This window comes from Paractinoplanes tereljensis, from assembly GCF_016862435.1.
Lineage (GTDB): Bacteria > Actinomycetota > Actinomycetes > Mycobacteriales > Micromonosporaceae > Actinoplanes > Actinoplanes tereljensis.
In genome coordinates, this window is the sequence record NZ_BOMY01000001.1 from 167,395 (window position 1) to 184,349 (window position 16,955).

Below are 16,955 nucleotides of genomic sequence, written 5' to 3' on the forward strand. Positions count from 1 at the left end.
CGGTCGGCACCGAACCCCCAAGGGATAGCGAATGGGCGCTTGCCCACTTAAGGTGGGCGCGTGCCCACTATACGGCCGCGAGGAGCGTGAACCCATGACCGAGTCCCACCACCAGCGCGAGGCCGCCGAGTCGTTCGGCGCCGAGGCCGAGCGCTACGACCGCGCCCGCCCCAGCTACCCGCAGGAGCTGATCCACCGGATCGTCGAGAACAGTCCCGGCCGCGAAGTCCTCGACGTCGGCTGCGGCACCGGCATCGCGGCTCGCCAGCTGATCGAGGAGAAGCAGGAGGTGCTCGGCCTCGACGTCGATCCCCGGATGGCCGAGCAGGCCCGCCGCCAAGGCCTCGAGGTCGAGGTGTCGAAGTTCGAGGACTGGGACCCGAAGGGCCGGCAGTTCGACACCGTCGTGGCCGCGCAGGCCTGGCACTGGGTCGACCCGATCGCCGGCGCGGCCAAGGCCGCCGAAGTCCTGAAGCCCGGTGGCCGCATCGCGCTGATCTGGAACGTCTTCGAGCCCGAGCCGGCCGCCCGGAAGGTGTTCGCGGCGGCGAACGTGTCCGGCTTTCCCAACCTGTGGGCGGGCGATCGGCCGATCCTCGACACGTACAACCTGATGTTCGAGAACGCCGAGGACGGCCTGGAAAAATCTGGATATTTCACCCGGGCGGAGCGCTGGCGCGCCGACTGGGACCGCGTCTACACCCGGCAGGAATGGCTCGACCAGCTACCGACCTTCGGCGGGATGAGCCGGCTCCCGAAGGACAAAGTGGACGAGATGCTGGCGAAAACCGCGGCCGCGCTGGCTGACAGCTTCGTCATGCACTACGTCACCGTCGCGGTCACGGCCACCAAGAAATAGACCGGCGCCCCGCACAAGCGAGGCGCCGGTCCGGAAAATCAGGCAGCGGCGTTCTTGAGGTCCTGCGCCCGGTCGGTGTTCTCCCAGAGCAGGTCCGGCAGGTCACGGCCGAAGTGGCCGTACGCGGCGGTCTGCTGGTAGATCGGGCGGAGCAGGTCGAGGTCGCGGATGATCGCGGCCGGGCGCAGGTCGAAGACCTGGTTGATCGCCGCTTCGATCCGCTCGACCGGCACGTTCTCGGTGCCGAAGGTCTCGACGAACAGCGAGACCGGGTGCGCCTTGCCGATCGCGTAGGCGACCTGGGCCTCGCACCGCTCGGCAAGGCCGGCGGCGACGACGTTCTTGGCGACCCAGCGCATCGCATACGCCGCGGAGCGGTCCACCTTGGACGGGTCCTTGCCGGAGAAGGCACCACCGCCGTGCCGGGCGTAGCCGCCGTAGGTGTCGACGATGATCTTCCGGCCGGTGAGGCCGGCGTCGCCCATCGGGCCACCGATCTCGAAGCGGCCGGTCGGGTTGACCAGCAGGCGGTAACCCTCGGTGTCGATGCCGAGGCCCTCGAGCTCGGGCGCGATCACGTGCTCGCGAACGTCGGGGGTCAGCAGCGACTCGAGCGAGATGTCGGCCGCGTGCTGCGACGAGACGACCACCGTGTCGAGACGGACCGGCTTGAGACCGTCGTACTCGATGGTGACCTGGGTCTTGCCGTCGGGGCGCAGGTAGGGGATCGTGCCGTCCTTGCGCGCCGACGAGAGGCGACGGGCGAGCCGGTGCGCGAGCGCGATCGGCAGCGGCATCAGCTCGGGGGTCTCCGAGCAGGCGAAGCCGAACATCATGCCCTGGTCGCCGGCACCCTGCGAGTCGAGCACGTGCTCCGAGTCACCCTCGCGCAGCTCGAGCGCGCTGTCCACGCCCTGGGCGATGTCGGGCGACTGGGCACCGATGGACACGCTCACGCCGCAGGAGGCGCCGTCGAAGCCCTTCTTGGACGAGTCGTAGCCGATCCGCAGGATCGTGTCGCGCACGATGCTCGGGATGTCGGCGTAGGCCTGGGTGGTGACCTCGCCCGCCACGTGCACCTGGCCGGTGGTGATGAGAGTCTCCACCGCCACCCGGCTGCGGGGGTCCTGCGCCAGCAGGGCGTCGAGAATGCCGTCGCTGATCTGGTCAGCGATCTTGTCCGGGTGGCCTTCCGTGACCGACTCGGAGGTGAACAGGCGGCGTGCCACGGTGCTCCTCAGCTTGTCGAATTTCAACGTATCGCGAGAGTGTAATCACCACGAACGACAGGAGACGCTTGGGTGCTATGCCGTCTCACCGGCATCGACCTGGCGTTCCAGCAACGCGATGGCGTGGTCGTAAATCCTATCGGCCACATCTTCTTTGCGGAGTTCGCCTAGGGCCGTCGTGCTTCCGTCGGCCCCGAGCAGCGTGGCGTCATTGTTGTCGGAACCGAAGACCCGATCGACACCGACCACGTTGACGACGATCAGATCCGCTCGCTTCCTGACCAACTTAGCGCGCGCGTGCTCAAGAGCGTCCTGCGTCTCAGCCGCGAACGCAACAAGCAGTTGACCAGTGCGTTTGTTCGCACCGAGTTCGGCGGCGATGTCCGGGTTGGTCACCAGGACGATCGGATCGGGTGCACCCCCCTCGGTCTTTTTGATCTTTTGGTCGGCCATCGTGGCCGGCCGGAAATCGGCGGGTGCGGCCGCCATGACCACAATGTCGGCATCGGCGAACGCCTTCACCGTCGCGTCGCGCAACTCCTCGGTGGTGCCGACCCGGATGATCTCGACGCCGGCCGGATCGGGCAACGCGACGTTCGCCGTGACCAGCGTTACTCGCGCGCCCCGCGCGGCCGCGGCCCGGGCGAGGGCGTAACCCTGCTTGCCGGATGACCGATTTCCGATAAAACGCACGGGATCGAGCGGTTCCCGCGTCCCGCCGGCGGTCACCACGACATGCCGGCCGGCCAGATCAAGATCAAGACCCCGCTTGAGTACGCCCTGGGCACGCTCGAAGATCTCCGCCGGATCGGGCAGCCGCCCCTTGCCGGTGTCCGCCCCGGTCAGTCGTCCGACTGCCGGTTCGATCACGATTGCGCCACGTTCGCGGAGGAGTGCGACGTTCGCGCGGGTCGCCGGGTTTTCCCACATCTCGGTGTGCATGGCCGGTGCGTAGACAATCGGGCAGGTCGCCGTCAGCAGCGTGTTGGTCAGCAGGTCGTCGGCGATCCCGTGGGCGGCCTTGGCCAGCATGTCGGCGGTGGCCGGCGCGACCACCACCAGGTCGGCGTGCCGCCCGATCCGAACGTGGGGCACCTCGTGCGCGTCGTCCCACACCTCGGTGGCCACCGGCTTGCCGGACAGCGCGGCCCAGGTCGGCGCCCCCACGAACTTGAGCGCCGAAGCGGTCGGCACCACCCGCACGCTGTGACCCGACTCGGTGAACAGACGCAACAGCTCACAGGCCTTGTAGGCGGCGATCCCGCCACAAACCCCCAGGACGACTTCAGTCATGACACAAATGATCCCGCGTCCGTCGAGCGGACGCGGGACCAGTTTTGAACCTGTGGATAACCCAAGGCTTACGGGTTATCGGTGGCCTCGGCGGTCAGCAGACCGGCGTTGATCTCACGCATGGCGATGGAGAGCGGCTTCTCCTGCGGGGTGGTCTCGACCAGCGGGCCGACGTACTCCAGCAGACCCTCGCCGAGCTGGCTGTAGTAGGCGTTCACCTGGCGGGCGCGCTTGGCCGCGAAGATCACCAGCGAGTACTTCGACGAGGTCTTGTCGAGCAGCTCGTCGATGGGCGGGTTGGTGATGCCTTCGGGGTTCGCGATGGTTCCCACAGTTAAGAAATCCTTAGTGTTCTGGAGCTTGCGCGGGCGTCAGAAACGATGAACCGAGCAATCCTACCAGCTCGTCCGCTGCCCGCTCGACGAAGTCGTTGACGACCGTACGGTCGAATTCCTTCTCGTGCGACAGCTCCTCGTCAGCGTGGGCGAGTCGGCGACGAATCGTCTCCTCGTCCTCGGTGCCCCGGCCGACCAGCCGGCGCTTGAGTTCCTCGACGCTGGGTGGGGCGAGGAACACCAGCTGAGCGTGCGGCATGGTGGCGCGCACCTGGCGCGCTCCCTGCAGGTCGATCTTCAGCAGGACCGGGCGGCCCTGACTCAACCATCCCTCGACCTGGGCCCGCGGGGTTCCGTAGAGGTTCCCTGCGAACTCGGCCCACTCGAGCAGCTGACCGCCGTCGATCAGCCGTTGAAACTCCGAACGGTTCACGAAGTGGTAATGCTCGCCGTCGGTCTCGTAGTCACGCTTCTTCCGTGTCGTCACCGACACGGAGAGCTTGATCCAAGGCGAGCGCGCCCGGATCAGCTCGATCACGCTGTCCTTGCCGACCCCGGAGGGACCGGAAAGGACGGTGAGGCGGGCTGCCGGGCGCGCGTCGTCATCCATGCTCACAAGGCTCATTCAACACGAGCCCATGAGTCAGTTCGCAGCGAACTCCCCCAGGAGGGCCTTCCGCTGCTGGTCGCCGAGACCGCGCAGGCGGCGGCTGTCAGCGATCTTGAGCTTCTCCATGATCTGGGTCGCCCGGATCTTGCCGATGCCCGGCAGCGCCTGAAGCACGGCCGAGACCTTCAGCTTGCCGACGACCTCGTCGCCCTCCGCGCGGTCCAGAACCGCAGCCAGAGTGGTCTTGCCGGACTTGAGCTGTTCCTTCAGCTCAGCCCGGGCCTTGCGAACTTCCGCGGCCTTCTCCAGCGCTGCAGCGCGCTGCTCGGGGCTCAGTGACGGGAGCGGCACCAGTTCTCCTCAGGTCCCTATCGCGGCGGTAACTCAATACCGGCGCTTCTGTGAAACGTGGTGTGCCAGGGAACCAAAGGGGCATGTGGTTCCCGGCGCCGGGAAAACTAGCGGCCATTGGCGGTTTCGGCAACGTGGGGGTACCCCCTTACCCGCTGGACTAGAGCCTGCTAAGCAGGCGCGTTTCACCCGAGAGCGGCCCTGCAGTCATCCACCGCGGCCTCTGCGGCGGCCCGCAGCGCGGACACGGAAGGTCCCGCGTTGAGAACTTCGCGTGAGTACGACGGCAGCACGTTGCGCAGGCTTTCGCCGAAGACGGAGCGCAGGTCGGAGGGGGTCGCACCCTGCGCTCCGAGCCCCGGAGCGAGTAACGGACCGTTCACTTCGGACAGGTCGTGACCGGTCCGTCCGATCGTCGCGCCGACCACCAGGCCGAGGCTGCCGAGCGGCTCCGCACCCCTGTTGACCTGGGAAATCTCATCGATCACGGTCTGCGCGACGGTCCGGCCGTCATTTCCGACGGCGTGCTGGACGGACGGTCCCTCGGGGTTCGAGGTCAGCGCGAGAACGAAAACGCCGGCGCCGTTCGCGGCCGCCAGATCGAATGCCGGCTGCAACGAGCCGACTCCGAGATAAGGACTCACAGTAATCGCGTCAGCACTCAGCGGACTCGCCGGATCGAGATAAGCGGAGGCGTACGCGGCCATCGTCGAGCCGATATCGCCCCGCTTCACGTCCAGCAGGACAAGGGATCCTGCATCACGCAACTGTCGGATAGTTGACTCAAGAATACCGATGCCACGTGACCCAAATCTCTCAAAAAATGCTGACTGCGGCTTCACCACGGCCACCCGATCGGCCAGGGCGTCGACCACCGTACGGGCGAAGCGTTCCAGGCCGGCGACGTCATCGGTGAGCCCCCAGCGAGTCAGCAAGGCGGCGTGCGGGTCGATGCCGACACACAGCGGCCCCCGCTTCTCGATGGCGTCCGTGAGCCGTTTTCCGAAGGTCTCCATGCGGCCTCAGCCCTTCCGTGTCGTCAGCTTGCCGCCACCGCGGCGGCGATCCCCGCGGTGATGCGGGCAACGTCGTCCTCGTCCGCCACATAGGGCGGCATCGTGTAGATCAAATCCCGGAACGGGCGCAGCCAGACTCCGGCCTCGACGGCCGCGGCAGTCGTCCTGGCCATGTCGACCGGATGATCGAGCTGAACCACCCCGATCGCGCCCAGGACCCGCACGTCGGCCACCCCGGGCGCCGTCCGCAGCGGTTCCAGCCCGTGTGCCAGTCCGTTTTCGATCACCCGTACGCGGGACCTCCAGCCGCCGTCGTTCAGCAGTCCGAGGGACGCGTTGGCGACCGCGCAGGCCAGCGGGTTGCCCATGAAGGTCGGCCCGTGCGCCAGGCCGCCCGCTTCGCCGCTCGAGATCGCCGCCGCGACCGCCGGAGTGCAGAGCGCCGCCGCGAGGGTGAGATAGCCGCCCGTGAGCGCTTTGCCGACACACATGATGTCGGGGCTGACCCCGGCATGGTCGGCCGCGAAAAACTCGCCGGTCCGCCCGAAACCGGTGGCGATCTCATCAAAAATCAGCAATATGCCGTACGCGGCGGTCGCCTCCCGCAGAACCCGCAGGTACTCGGGATGGTGGAACCGCATCCCGCCGGCCCCCTGCACCACCGGCTCGACGATGACCGCCGCCACGTCGCCGGCGTGCCGCGCGATCAAGTCGGTGAGCGCCTGCGCGTAGTCCGGGTCGAACTCGGCCGGCGGCACGTCCGCGAAAACCTGGACCGGCAGGACCCCGGTCCAGAGCGAGTGCATCCCGCCGTCGGGATCGCACACGGTCATCGGGTGGAAGGTGTCCCCGTGGTAACCCCCACGCCAGGTGAGCAGGCGCCGCCGACCGGGGTGGCCGAGCGCGAGCTGAGCCTGCAGCGCCATCTTGATCGCGACCTCGACCGACACCGAGCCGGAGTCACAGAGAAAGACGTGCTCCAGCCCGTCCGGCGCGAGATCGACAAGCGTCGTGGCGAGTTCGATGGCCGGCTCGTGGGTGAGCCCCCCGAACATGACGTGACTCATCCGCCCCGCCTGCTCCACCAGCGCAGCGTCCAGCACCGGGTGCCGGTACCCGTGGATGGCCGCCCACCAGGACGACATCCCGTCGACGAGCTCCCGCCCATCCCCAAGCCTCAGCCGTACGCCCTGAGCGCTCTCGACGAGATAGGGCTCGCTCCGCCCCGGCATAGGTCCATAGGGATGCCAGACATGCGCCCGATCAAGCCCTAGAAGCTCCCGCTCACCTCGACGCATTCCCACACCTCACAGTCCCACCACCAGATCGCCCCGCGCCCCGCGCCGTGCATGCCCGCGATCTTGTGGAATTCCTGTCACCTGCAAACCACAACCCCACAAGATCGCGCCGCAGCCCGCGCCAACCACCCAGCGCGCCCCAGCCCGGACGCGATCTTGTCGACTTCCGGCCAGGACTGAACCGCAACTCCACAAGATCGCGGCTTGGGAGACGCGATGCCTGGCCCGGCGGGTGAGTGGTCGCTCGCCGGGTCGGTGATCACCGGGTCTCCGACTCCGCTCGGGCCCGGTGTGACGCGGCCGCTCGCGCCGCGCCCCGCACCAGCGCGGGACCGTGATAGATGAAACCGCTGTAGAGCTGGACCAGGGACGCGCCCGCGTCGAGCAGCCGGGACGCGTCGTCCGGGGACATCACGCCGCCGACGCCGATGATCGGGAGCCGGCCGCCGGTCTCGGTGTGCACGAAGTGCACGACCTTGCGGGCTTTCTCGGTGAGCGGCCTCCCGGACAATCCGCCCGCCTCGGCCCCGCGAGGCTGATCGGCCGCCGCGAGCCCGTCGCGGGCGAGGGTCGTGTTCGTGGCGATCACCCCGGCCGCGCCGTGGCTCAGGCACACCTCGAGGAGTTCGGCGATGGCCGGCTCGGTGAGGTCGGGCGCGATCTTCACCAGCACCGGGGTGTCGCCGGCCAGGGCGGTCAGCAGGTCGGCGATGGCCGATTTGTCCTGCAAGGAGCGCAGGCCGGGCGTGTTCGGCGACGAGACGTTGACCGCGATGTAGTCGGCGTAGGGATGCAGCAGCCGGTAGGACGTCAGGTAGTCCTCGACCGCCTCCTCCAGCGGAGTGACCTTGGACTTGCCGAGCGAGATGCCGAGCGGGACGCCGATCGGGCCCAGCGCGTCGAGGCGGGCGGCGAGCGCCGCCGCCCCGGCGTTGTTGAAGCCCATCCGGTTGATGATCGCCTCGCTGCCCCGGAGCCGGAACAGCCGGGGCTTGTCGTTCCCCGGCTGCGCCTTCGCGGTCACCGTGCCGACCTCGACGAACCCGAACCCGAGCGCCGACCAGGCCGGCAGCGCGTGCCCGTTCTTGTCGACCCCGGCCGCGAGCCCGACCGCGTTCGGGAAACGCACCCCGAACACCTCGACCGGCGCGTCGGTCGCGTAGCGGGCCCGCAGCAGCGAGCGGGTCCGCTCCCCGAGCCGTCTCAGCCGGTCGAGGGTGAACTCGTGCGCTTTCTCCGCGTCTCCCCCGCCGATCCGGAACAGAACCGGCCGGACCGCCTTCTCGAACACGGTCACGCCTTGTCGCCTCGGAGGGCGGCGTGCAGCTCCTGCAGCGGGCGGACCGTCATGTCGCCGCGCATCAGGGCCTCGATGCCCATCACCGCGGCGGCCGCGCCCTGCGTGGTGGTGATGCTCGGGATGTCGGCGGTCACCGCGGCGCTGCGGATCTCGTAGCCGTCCGAGCGGGCGCTGGCGCCGGAGCCCTGCGGGGTGTTGATGATCATCGCGATCTCGCCGGCCAGGATGAGGGCCACGGCGTTCTGGCCGGGGCTCTCGAAGTGCTTCGGGACGATCTCGCAGGCGATGCCGTGCCGGCGCAGCACCTCGCCGGTGCCGGCCGTGGTGACGATGGTGAAGCCCAGGTCGGCCAGGCGCTTGATCGGGAAGATCATGGTGCGCTTGTCGCGGTTGGCCACCGAGACGAAGATCTTGCCGCTGGTCGGCAGCGAGCCGTAGGCGGCGGCCTGGGACTTGGCGAACGCCTGGCCGAAGCCGGCGTCGATGCCCATCACCTCGCCGGTGGACTTCATCTCGGGGCCGAGCAGGCTGTCGACGCCCTTGCCGTCGGGGCGGCGGAACCGCTTGAACGGCAGCACCGCCTCCTTGATGGCGATCGGCGCGTTCGCCGGCACCGTGCCGCCGTCGCCCTCGGGCAGCAGCAGGCCCTCCGCCCGCAGCTCGGTGATCGTCGCGCCGAGCATGATGCGGGCCGCGGCCTTCGCCAGCGGGACCGCGGTCGCCTTGGAGACGAACGGGACGGTACGGGAGGCGCGCGGGTTGGCCTCCAGCACGTACAGCGTGTCGTCCTTCAGGGCGTACTGCACGTTGAGCAGGCCGCGCACGCCGACGCCGTGGGCGATCGCCTCGGTGTAGCGGCGCACCTCGGCCAGGTGCGAGCCGGCCAGCGTGACCGGCGGCAGCGAGCAGGACGAGTCGCCGGAGTGGATGCCGGCCTCCTCGATGTGCTCCATGACGCCACCCAGGTAGACCTCGCCGGTGTCGTCGCAGAGCGCGTCGACGTCGATCTCGATGGCGTCGTCCAGGAAGCTGTCGACGAGCACCGGGTGGTCGGGCGAGATCTGGGTGGCCCGCTCGATGTAGCCGGCCAGGGTCGGCTCGTCGTAGACGATCTCCATGCCCCGGCCGCCGAGCACGTAAGACGGGCGGACCAGCACCGGGTAGCCGATCGTGTCGGCGATCGCCTTGGCCTCGTCGAAGCTGGTGGCGGTGCCGTGGTCGGGCGAGCGCAGCCCGGCCTTGTGCAGGACCGCACCGAACAGGCCGCGGTCCTCGGCCAGGTCGATCGACTCCGGCGAGGTGCCGACGATGGGTACGCCGGCCGCCTTGAGCCGGTTGGCCAGGCCGAGCGGGGTCTGGCCGCCGAGCTGCACGATCACGCCGACCACGCCGGGGCCGCCGGCCGCCTTGCCGCTGGAGTCCTCGGAGTGGAAGACCTCGAGGACGTCCTCGAAGGTGAGCGGCTCGAAGTAGAGCCGGTCGGCGGTGTCGTAGTCGGTCGACACCGTCTCCGGGTTGCAGTTGACCATGACGGTCTCGAAGTCGACGGCCCGCAGCGCCATCACGGCGTGCACGCAGGAGTAGTCGAACTCGATGCCCTGCCCGATCCGGTTCGGCCCGGAGCCGAGGATCAGCACCTTGGGCCGATCGGACGGGGCGACCTCGGTCTCCTCGTCGTACGTCGAGTAGTGGTACGGCGTGTCGGCCTCGAACTCGGCCGCGCAGGTGTCGACGGTCTTGTAGACCGGGCGGACCCCGAGCCGGTGCCGCAGGATGCGCACCCCGTCCTCGCCGGCCAGCTCGGGCCGCAGCGCGGCGAGCTGCCGGTCGGACAGCCCGGACCGCTTGGCCCGGCGCAGCAGCTCCTCGTCGAGCACCGCCGCGTCCGAAATGTCCTGCCGCAGCTCCACCAGCGCCTGGATCTCCTCCAGGAACCACGGGTCGATCCCGCCGCTGGCCTCGAAGACCTGGTCGATGGTGGCGCCCAGCCGCAACGCCCGCTCGACCGTGTAGAGCCGGCCGTCGTGCGGGATGCGCAAAGCGGACAGAGTCGACTCAAGATCGGCGGAGTCCGGCTCGGTCCAGAAACCGGCCGCCGACGTCTCCATGGACCGCATCGCCTTGTTCAGCGCCTCGGCGAAGTTCCGCCCCAGCGACATCGCCTCGCCGACCGACTTCATCGTGGTGGTCAGCTCGGGGTCGGCACCGGGGAACTTCTCGAACGCGAACCGCGGGATCTTCACGACCACGTAGTCGAGCGCCGGCTCGAACGCGGCCGGCGTCTTGAGGGTGATGTCGTTCGGGATCTCGTCGAGCGTGTAGCCGATGGCCAGCTTGGCCGCGATCTTCGCGATCGGGAAGCCGGTGGCCTTGGAGGCGAGCGCCGACGAGCGGGACACCCGCGGGTTCATCTCGATGACCACGAGCCGGCCGTCGGCCGGGTTGACCGCGAACTGGATGTTGCAGCCACCGGTGTCGACGCCGACCTCGCGCAGCACCGCGATGCCGAGGTCGCGCAGGTCCTGATATTCCCGGTCGGTGAGCGTCATGGCCGGGGCCACGGTCACCGAGTCGCCGGTGTGCACGCCCATCGGGTCGATGTTCTCGATCGAGCAGACCACCACGACGTTGTCGTTCTTGTCGCGCATCAGCTCGAGCTCGTACTCCTTCCAGCCGAGCACGCTCTCCTCGATGAGCACCTCGGTCACCGGCGAGGCGGCCAGGCCGGCCCCGGCGATCCGCTCGAGGTCCTCGCGAGTGTGCGCCATGCCCGAGCCGAGGCCGCCCATGGTGAAGGACGGGCGGATGACCACCGGAAGGCCAAGATCGTCGACCGTCGAGAAAACTTCCTCGAGCGAGTGGCAGACCCGCGAGCGCGGGGTCTGACCGCCGGCCTTCGCGACGATGTCCTTGAAGAGCTGGCGGTCCTCGCCCTTGCGGATGGCGTCGATGTTGGCGCCGATCAGCTCGACGCCGTACTTCTGCAGCACGCCGTTCTCGTGCAGCGCGACCGCCGTGTTCAGCGCGGTCTGCCCGCCCAGGGTGGCCAGGATCGCGTCCGGCCGTTCCTTGGCGATGACCAGCTCGACGAATTCCGGGGTGATCGGCTCGACGTAGGTGGCGTCGGCGAATTCCGGGTCGGTCATGATCGTGGCCGGGTTGGAGTTGACCAGCGAGACGCGCAGCCCTTCGGCGCGCAGCACCCGGCACGCCTGGGTGCCGGAGTAGTCGAACTCGCAGGCCTGCCCGATGACGATCGGCCCGGAGCCGATCACCATCACATGCTTCAAATCGGAGCGCTTAGGCATGGTGGGTCAGCCCTTCTTTTCCACGAGCTCGACGAACCGGTCGAAGAGGTAGTCGGCGTCGTGCGGGCCGGCGGCGGCCTCGGGGTGGTACTGGACGGTGAACGCGGGGACGTCGATCCCCCGCAGGCCCTCGACCACGTTGTCGTTGAGGCAGACGTGCGAGACCTCGACCCCGCCGAAGTCGGTGTCGATCACGGTGTTGAGCGGCGCGTCGACCGCGAAGCCGTGGTTGTGCGAGGTGACCTCGACCTTGCCGGTGGTCTTGTCGAGCACCGGCTGGTTGATGCCGCGGTGGCCGTAGCCGAGCTTGTAGGTGCCGAACCCGAGTGCCCGGCCCAGGATCTGACTGCCGAAGCAAATTCCGAACAGAGGCGTACGCTGCCGCATCACCTCACGGGCCAGGGCAACCGGGCCGTCGGCGGTCGCCGGGTCACCGGGGCCGGGCGAGAAGAAGACCGCGTCCGGGCTGACCGCGAGCAGCTCCTCGATCGAGGACGAGGCCGGGAAGATGTGCGTGGTGACGCCGCGGGCGGCGAGCCGCCGGGCGACGTTGCGCTTGATGCCGAGGTCGAGGGCCGCCACCGTGTACCGGTGCTCACCCTCCGCCGAAACCGTATAGGTCGACGATGTCGTGACTTCGGCCGACAGGTCGGCGCCGGCCATCTGTGGTGCGGCGACAACGCGCGCCAGCAGCGACTGGGGATCGAGATCCACGCTGGACACCCCGACCCGCATGGCACCGCGGGAGCGGAGATGGCGAGTCAGCGCGCGGGTGTCAATGCCACTGATCCCGACGATGCCCTCAGCCTCGAGGCGGGAGCCCAGGTCTCCGGTGGAGCGCCAGTTCGACGGCCGCCGGGCGGGATCTCGGACGACATATCCGGCAACCCAGATTTTGTCGGATTCGTCGTCCTCGGCGTTGACCCCGGTGTTACCGATCATCGGCGCCGTCTGCACGACCACCTGCCGGTGGTATGACGGGTCGGTCAGCGTCTCCTGGTAACCGGTCATCCCGGTGGTGAACACGGCTTCGCCGAAGGTCTCCCCCACGGCCCCATAAGCCGAACCATGGAAAACTCGGCCGTCCTCAAGTACGAGGATCGCTTTCGTCATTACTTCACAGCCTTCCCGTCGAGGACCGTCGGCTCTCCCCGGAGGAAGGTCGCGACGATGCGACCCGGCAGGGTGGTGCCCGTGTATGGCGTGTTGCGGCTGCGGCTCGCCAGCTCGGCCGGGTCGACGACCCGCCGGGCGGACGGGTCCACCAGCGTGAGGTTGGCCGGCGAGCCGACCGCGAGGTCGGTGCCATGCCCGTCGAGGCCCGCGATCCGGGCCGGGGTGCGCGACATCCGGTCGGCGATCAGATCCCATCGCTCACCGAGGACGCTCAGCACGATCGAGAGGGCGGTCTCCAGGCCGAGCATGCCGGGCCGGGCGTACGCCCACTCGCATTCCTTGTCCTCCACCGCGTGCGGCGCGTGGTCGGTGGCGACCACGTCGATGACCCCGTCGACCAGGGCCTGACGCAGCGCGGCGACGTCCGCGGCCGTACGCAATGGGGGGTTGACCTTGAAAACCGGGTCGTAGGACGCGGCCAGCTCGTCGGTCAGCAGCAGGTGGTGCGGCGTGACCTCGGCCGTCACCCGGACGCCCCGGGCCTTGGCCTGGCGCAGCACCTCGACCGACCCGGCGGTGGAGACGTGGCAGACGTGCAGCCGACTGCCGACGTGCTCGGCCAGGAGCACGTCCCGGGCGATGATCGCCTCCTCGGCCACCGCGGGCCAGCCGGTGAGGCCGAGCCGCGTGCTGACCTCGCCCTCGTGCATCTGCGCGCCCTCGGTGAGCCGCGGCTCCTCGGCGTGCTGCGCGATGATGCCGTCGAACGCCTTGACGTATTCCAGGGCGCGGCGCATCAGGCGCGGGTCGGCGACGCAGAAGCCGTCGTCGGAGAAGATGCGCACGCCAGCCGCGGAGGTGGCCATCGCGCCGAGTTCGGCGAGCTGCTTGCCGGCCAGCCCGACGGTGACGGCGCCGATCGGCTGCACGTCGACCAGGCCGGCCTCCCGGCCGAGCCGCCAGACCTGCTCGACCACGCCGGCGGTGTCGGCGACCGGCGAGGTGTTGGCCATCGCGAAGACCGCCGTGTAGCCACCGAGCGCGGCGGCCCGGGAGCCGGTCTCCACCGTCTCGGCGTCTTCCCGGCCCGGCTCACGCAGGTGGGTGTGCAGGTCAACGAGCCCGGGCAGCGCAACCAGGCCCGATCCGTCGACGACGTCCTCCGTGCCATCCGGAGCCGACACGACAAAACCATCGCGCAGCACCAAATCGGACGGCGCGGCGCCGAGAACGGAGACGCCCTGGATCAAAAAGCCGGTCACGCTTTGCCCCCAAGCAGCAGATAGAGAACCGCCATCCGGGCCGAAACCCCGTTGGCGACCTGTTCGACGATCGTGGAGCGGGACGAGTCGGCCACCTCGGGCGCGATCTCCATGCCCCGGTTCATCGGCCCCGGGTGCATGACGATGGCGTGCTCGGGCAGCTTGCGCATGCGCGCGAGGTCGAGACCGTAGCGCCGGCTGTACTCCCGGGCGGACGGAAAGTACGAGTCCTGCATGCGCTCGGTCTGCACTCTCAGCATCATCACGACGTCCATGTCGGGCAGAACGCTATCGAGGTCGTATGACACTTTGGTCGCTGGCGAGAGCGCCGCCGCGATGTCCCGCGGAACCAGCGTCGGCGGCCCGACCAGGGTGACGTGCGCGCCCAGCGTGGTCAGCAGCAACACATTGGAGCGGGCGACCCGGCTGTGCAGAACATCGCCGACGATCGCCACCCGGAGCCCGGCGAGCCGGCCGAGCCGCGAGCGCATCGTGTACGCGTCCAGCAACGCCTGGGTCGGGTGCTCGTGCGTGCCGTCGCCCGCGTTGATCACCGAGCCGTCCACCCAGGAGGCGAGCCGGTGCGGCGCCCCCGAGGCGGAGTGCCGGATGACCACCGCGTCGGCCCCCATTGCCTGCAATGTGAGAGCGGTGTCCTTCAGGCTCTCACCCTTCGAGACGCTGGAGCCTTTTGCGGAAAAATTGATGACATCCGCGGAGAGACGCTTGGCGGCGGCTTCAAACGAGATGCGCGTACGGGTGGAGTCCTCGTAGAAAAGGTTGACCACCGTGCGGCCCCGGAGGGTCGGCAGCTTCTTGACCTCCCGGCCGGCCAGCGCGGCCATCTCGCCCGCGGTGTCCAGAATCAGCGTGGCGGTGGCCAGGTCCAGATCGGCGGCCGAACGTAGATGCTTGATCATTTGTCGCCCCCGGTGAGCTTGACCTCGTCCAGCCCGTCGACCTCGAGCAGCGACACCCGGACGCTCTCGGAGACCGCGGTCGGAATGTTCTTGCCGACGTAGTCGGCGCGGATCGGCAGCTGCCGGTGCCCCCGGTCGACAAGCACCGCGAGTTGCACCGACGAGGGCCGGCCGACGTCGTTGAGCGCGTCCAGGGCGGCCCGCACCGTACGGCCGGAAAACAGCACGTCATCGACCAGAATGACCCGCCGGCCGTCGATGCCGCCGCCGGGCAGTTCGGTCTTGCCGAGCGCCCGGGTGGCGTGCAGCCGCAGGTCGTCGCGGTAGAGCGTGATGTCGAGCGACCCGACCGGAACGTCGATGCCCTCGAACGCGTGGATGCGGGCCGCCAGGCGCTGGGCGAGCGGCACTCCGCGGGTCGGGATTCCGAGCAGCACGGTGCCGGTGGCGCCGGACGTCTTCTCGAGAATCTGATGAGCGATGCGGTCGACGACCCGATGCAGGTCGGACTCACCCAAAATGATCTTGCTGGTGGTGTCAGCACGCGGCGATGCCACGGCGGACCTCCTTCCCCGCCTCACGGGACGGGTCGTTAAAGGACGTCGACGGGAACCCCGAAAGAAGGCTTCCCGATGGCTGACGCTACGTTACCAGTGGACGCGGCGTTGACCATGGTGACGTGCCCGACCCCTGGTACCAGCCGGACGAATCCGGCACATCCCCCGCGGGCCGCGCGACTCATCGGTAACCAACACTTGACCGGCGGTCGCACACTGCGTACCGTCACGCTGCGTAGCGATCGCGGAGGAAGAACCCTCCGGGCCAGCACAGTACTGGGAGTGTTCCGAATGCCGTCTGAGTACGCCAAGTCGTTGGGCGCCCGCCTGCGCTCAATCCGGCAGCAGCAGGGTCTTAGCCTGCAGGGTGTCGAAGAGAAGTCGAACGGCCGCTGGAAGGCCGTAGTGGTGGGCTCGTACGAGCGCGGCGACCGCGCGGTCACCGTGTCGCGCCTCGCCGAGCTGGCTGACTTCTACCGGGTGCCCGTCTCGGAACTGCTGCCCGACGGCAGCGGTGTCCGCCTCGAGGCCACCAACAAGATCGTGCTTGACCTGGAAAAACTGTACGACACCACGGGCGAGGACCTCGCCTACGTCGCACGGTACGCCCGGGCCATCCAGCAGCAGCGCGGCGACTACAACGGCCGCGTCCTCTCCATCCGAGCCGACGACCTGCGCGCGCTCGCCATCGTCTACGACATCTCCCCCTCAGGCTTGATCGAGCGCCTGACGGAACAGGGTGTCCTGGTAGCCGACCCCCGCGCGTTCTTCGCCAGCTGATTCCCCCAGCTAGCAGCAAACCCCCCATCTAAATCCCCCGCGCGAAAGCGCCCTCAACGCCCAAGGCCCGCGGCCCCCGCGGGCCTTCAGCGTCTCCAGGGAAAGCAAAAAGCACGGACGGCCTGAACGCCCCACAGCGCGGCGCCAAACGGCCGACCGGCAAAGTTCCCCACGATCAACTCCGCCGGCCCAGCACAGGCAGCCACAGGCGCCCCAAATGCCCCCCGGTCGATGTCACCGACCGTGCGGACACTCTCCAGACCTCCAACAGCAACGCCCGTTTTCGCACATCGAGTGAACGCGAAAACTCAATTCAAGCCGCCCCCACCACAGGCCGTCACCACCCAGCACCGCCCCACCCCAGGGCACCCCACGACGCCCGTTCCCAGCAACTGTTCGACCGAACGTGACCGGCAAGCCCCCAAAAGCTCCCCCCGCCCGCCCCACCTCAACCCACGCCGAAGCCCGACGAGGCGCGAAGCGCGAGCCGGCGAAGGCCCAAACAACCGCAACCGGCGCGGAATGTTCCCAGGACCCACCACCAAGGCCGGCCCGCCCAAGCAACGCGCCCGGAGCGCCCAAAAGCGCGGAAGCCAGACCACCGAGCGAAAGGGGACCGCCAGCCCAGTCACGCCCCCAGCAGCGAGGAACCAAGCTCCTGCCCGTCACGGATAACCACGCAAGGTTGGTGGGCCGGGGTGACCAGGCAGGGCATAGATGC

15 protein-coding genes are annotated in these 16,955 nt (G+C 68.8%); 2 read left to right on the forward strand and 13 right to left on the reverse strand.

The annotated features are described in order from the left end of the window. Window positions 1-94: 94 nt before the first annotated feature. Entirely contained in the window at window positions 95-859 is a 765-nt protein-coding gene (locus Ate02nite_RS00755) for a class I SAM-dependent methyltransferase (RefSeq protein WP_203797391.1), read from the forward strand. 38 nt (window positions 860-897) lie between these two features. Here the strand turns inward: Ate02nite_RS00755 and metK are convergent, their stop codons facing one another. From metK to pyrR, 13 genes are all read right to left on the reverse strand, one after another. Beyond that, window positions 898-2,088, reverse strand: coding sequence for a methionine adenosyltransferase (gene metK / locus Ate02nite_RS00760; protein WP_203797393.1), 1,191 nt, complete (start codon window positions 2,086-2,088; stop codon window positions 898-900). 75 nt (window positions 2,089-2,163) lie between these two features. After that, window positions 2,164-3,381, reverse strand: coding sequence for a bifunctional phosphopantothenoylcysteine decarboxylase/phosphopantothenate--cysteine ligase CoaBC (gene coaBC / locus Ate02nite_RS00765; RefSeq protein WP_203797400.1), 1,218 nt, complete (start codon window positions 3,379-3,381; stop codon window positions 2,164-2,166). Between the two features lie 68 nt (window positions 3,382-3,449). Continuing rightward, window positions 3,450-3,713 carry a DNA-directed RNA polymerase subunit omega gene (rpoZ, locus tag Ate02nite_RS00770; RefSeq protein WP_015623990.1) on the reverse strand — a complete coding sequence of 88 codons (264 nt, stop codon included), beginning with the start codon at window positions 3,711-3,713 and terminating at the stop codon, window positions 3,450-3,452. 13 nt (window positions 3,714-3,726) lie between these two features. Then, a complete protein-coding gene (gmk, locus tag Ate02nite_RS00775) occupies window positions 3,727-4,326 on the reverse strand; it encodes a guanylate kinase (protein ID WP_203797402.1) in 600 nt (199 codons plus the stop codon). Between the two features lie 33 nt (window positions 4,327-4,359). After that, window positions 4,360-4,677: an integration host factor, actinobacterial type gene (mihF, locus tag Ate02nite_RS00780; RefSeq protein WP_203797403.1), complete on the reverse strand. Its 318-nt coding sequence runs from the start codon at window positions 4,675-4,677 to the stop codon at window positions 4,360-4,362. 185 nt (window positions 4,678-4,862) lie between these two features. Beyond that, complete coding sequence (gene pyrF, locus Ate02nite_RS00785) at window positions 4,863-5,693, reverse strand: orotidine-5'-phosphate decarboxylase (RefSeq protein ID WP_203797405.1); 831 nt, start codon at window positions 5,691-5,693, stop codon at window positions 4,863-4,865. A gap of 23 nt (window positions 5,694-5,716) precedes the next feature. Continuing rightward, on the reverse strand, window positions 5,717-6,991 hold the full coding sequence (locus Ate02nite_RS00790) for an adenosylmethionine--8-amino-7-oxononanoate transaminase (RefSeq protein WP_203797407.1): 1,275 nt from the start codon (window positions 6,989-6,991) through the stop codon (window positions 5,717-5,719). A gap of 259 nt (window positions 6,992-7,250) precedes the next feature. Further along, window positions 7,251-8,288: a quinone-dependent dihydroorotate dehydrogenase gene (locus Ate02nite_RS00795; RefSeq protein ID WP_203797409.1), complete on the reverse strand. Its 1,038-nt coding sequence runs from the start codon at window positions 8,286-8,288 to the stop codon at window positions 7,251-7,253. After that, a complete protein-coding gene (gene carB, locus Ate02nite_RS00800; RefSeq protein ID WP_203797418.1) occupies window positions 8,285-11,599 on the reverse strand; it encodes a carbamoyl-phosphate synthase large subunit in 3,315 nt (1,104 codons plus the stop codon). The genes Ate02nite_RS00795 and carB overlap by 4 nt, the downstream gene beginning before the upstream one ends. Window positions 11,600-11,605: 6 nt before the next feature. Next, window positions 11,606-12,712, reverse strand: coding sequence for a glutamine-hydrolyzing carbamoyl-phosphate synthase small subunit (carA, locus tag Ate02nite_RS00805; RefSeq protein ID WP_203797427.1), 1,107 nt, complete (start codon window positions 12,710-12,712; stop codon window positions 11,606-11,608). Next, window positions 12,712-13,977, reverse strand: coding sequence for a dihydroorotase (locus Ate02nite_RS00810; protein ID WP_203797429.1), 1,266 nt, complete (start codon window positions 13,975-13,977; stop codon window positions 12,712-12,714). The genes carA and Ate02nite_RS00810 overlap by 1 nt, the downstream gene beginning before the upstream one ends. Next, window positions 13,974-14,897 carry an aspartate carbamoyltransferase catalytic subunit gene (locus Ate02nite_RS00815; protein ID WP_203797431.1) on the reverse strand — a complete coding sequence of 308 codons (924 nt, stop codon included), beginning with the start codon at window positions 14,895-14,897 and terminating at the stop codon, window positions 13,974-13,976. The genes Ate02nite_RS00810 and Ate02nite_RS00815 overlap by 4 nt, the downstream gene beginning before the upstream one ends. Further along, window positions 14,894-15,454, reverse strand: a complete 561-nt coding sequence (pyrR, locus tag Ate02nite_RS00820; protein WP_203797433.1) for a bifunctional pyr operon transcriptional regulator/uracil phosphoribosyltransferase PyrR — start codon at window positions 15,452-15,454, stop codon at window positions 14,894-14,896. The genes Ate02nite_RS00815 and pyrR overlap by 4 nt, the downstream gene beginning before the upstream one ends. Before the next feature lie 291 nt (window positions 15,455-15,745). Here pyrR and bldD point away from each other — a divergent pair, with 291 nt between their 5' ends. Then, the gene (gene bldD / locus Ate02nite_RS00825) at window positions 15,746-16,234 is read left to right on the forward strand and encodes a transcriptional regulator BldD (RefSeq protein WP_020517563.1); all 489 of its coding nucleotides are present in this window, start codon (window positions 15,746-15,748) and stop codon (window positions 16,232-16,234) included. Window positions 16,235-16,955: the final 721 nt, after the last annotated feature.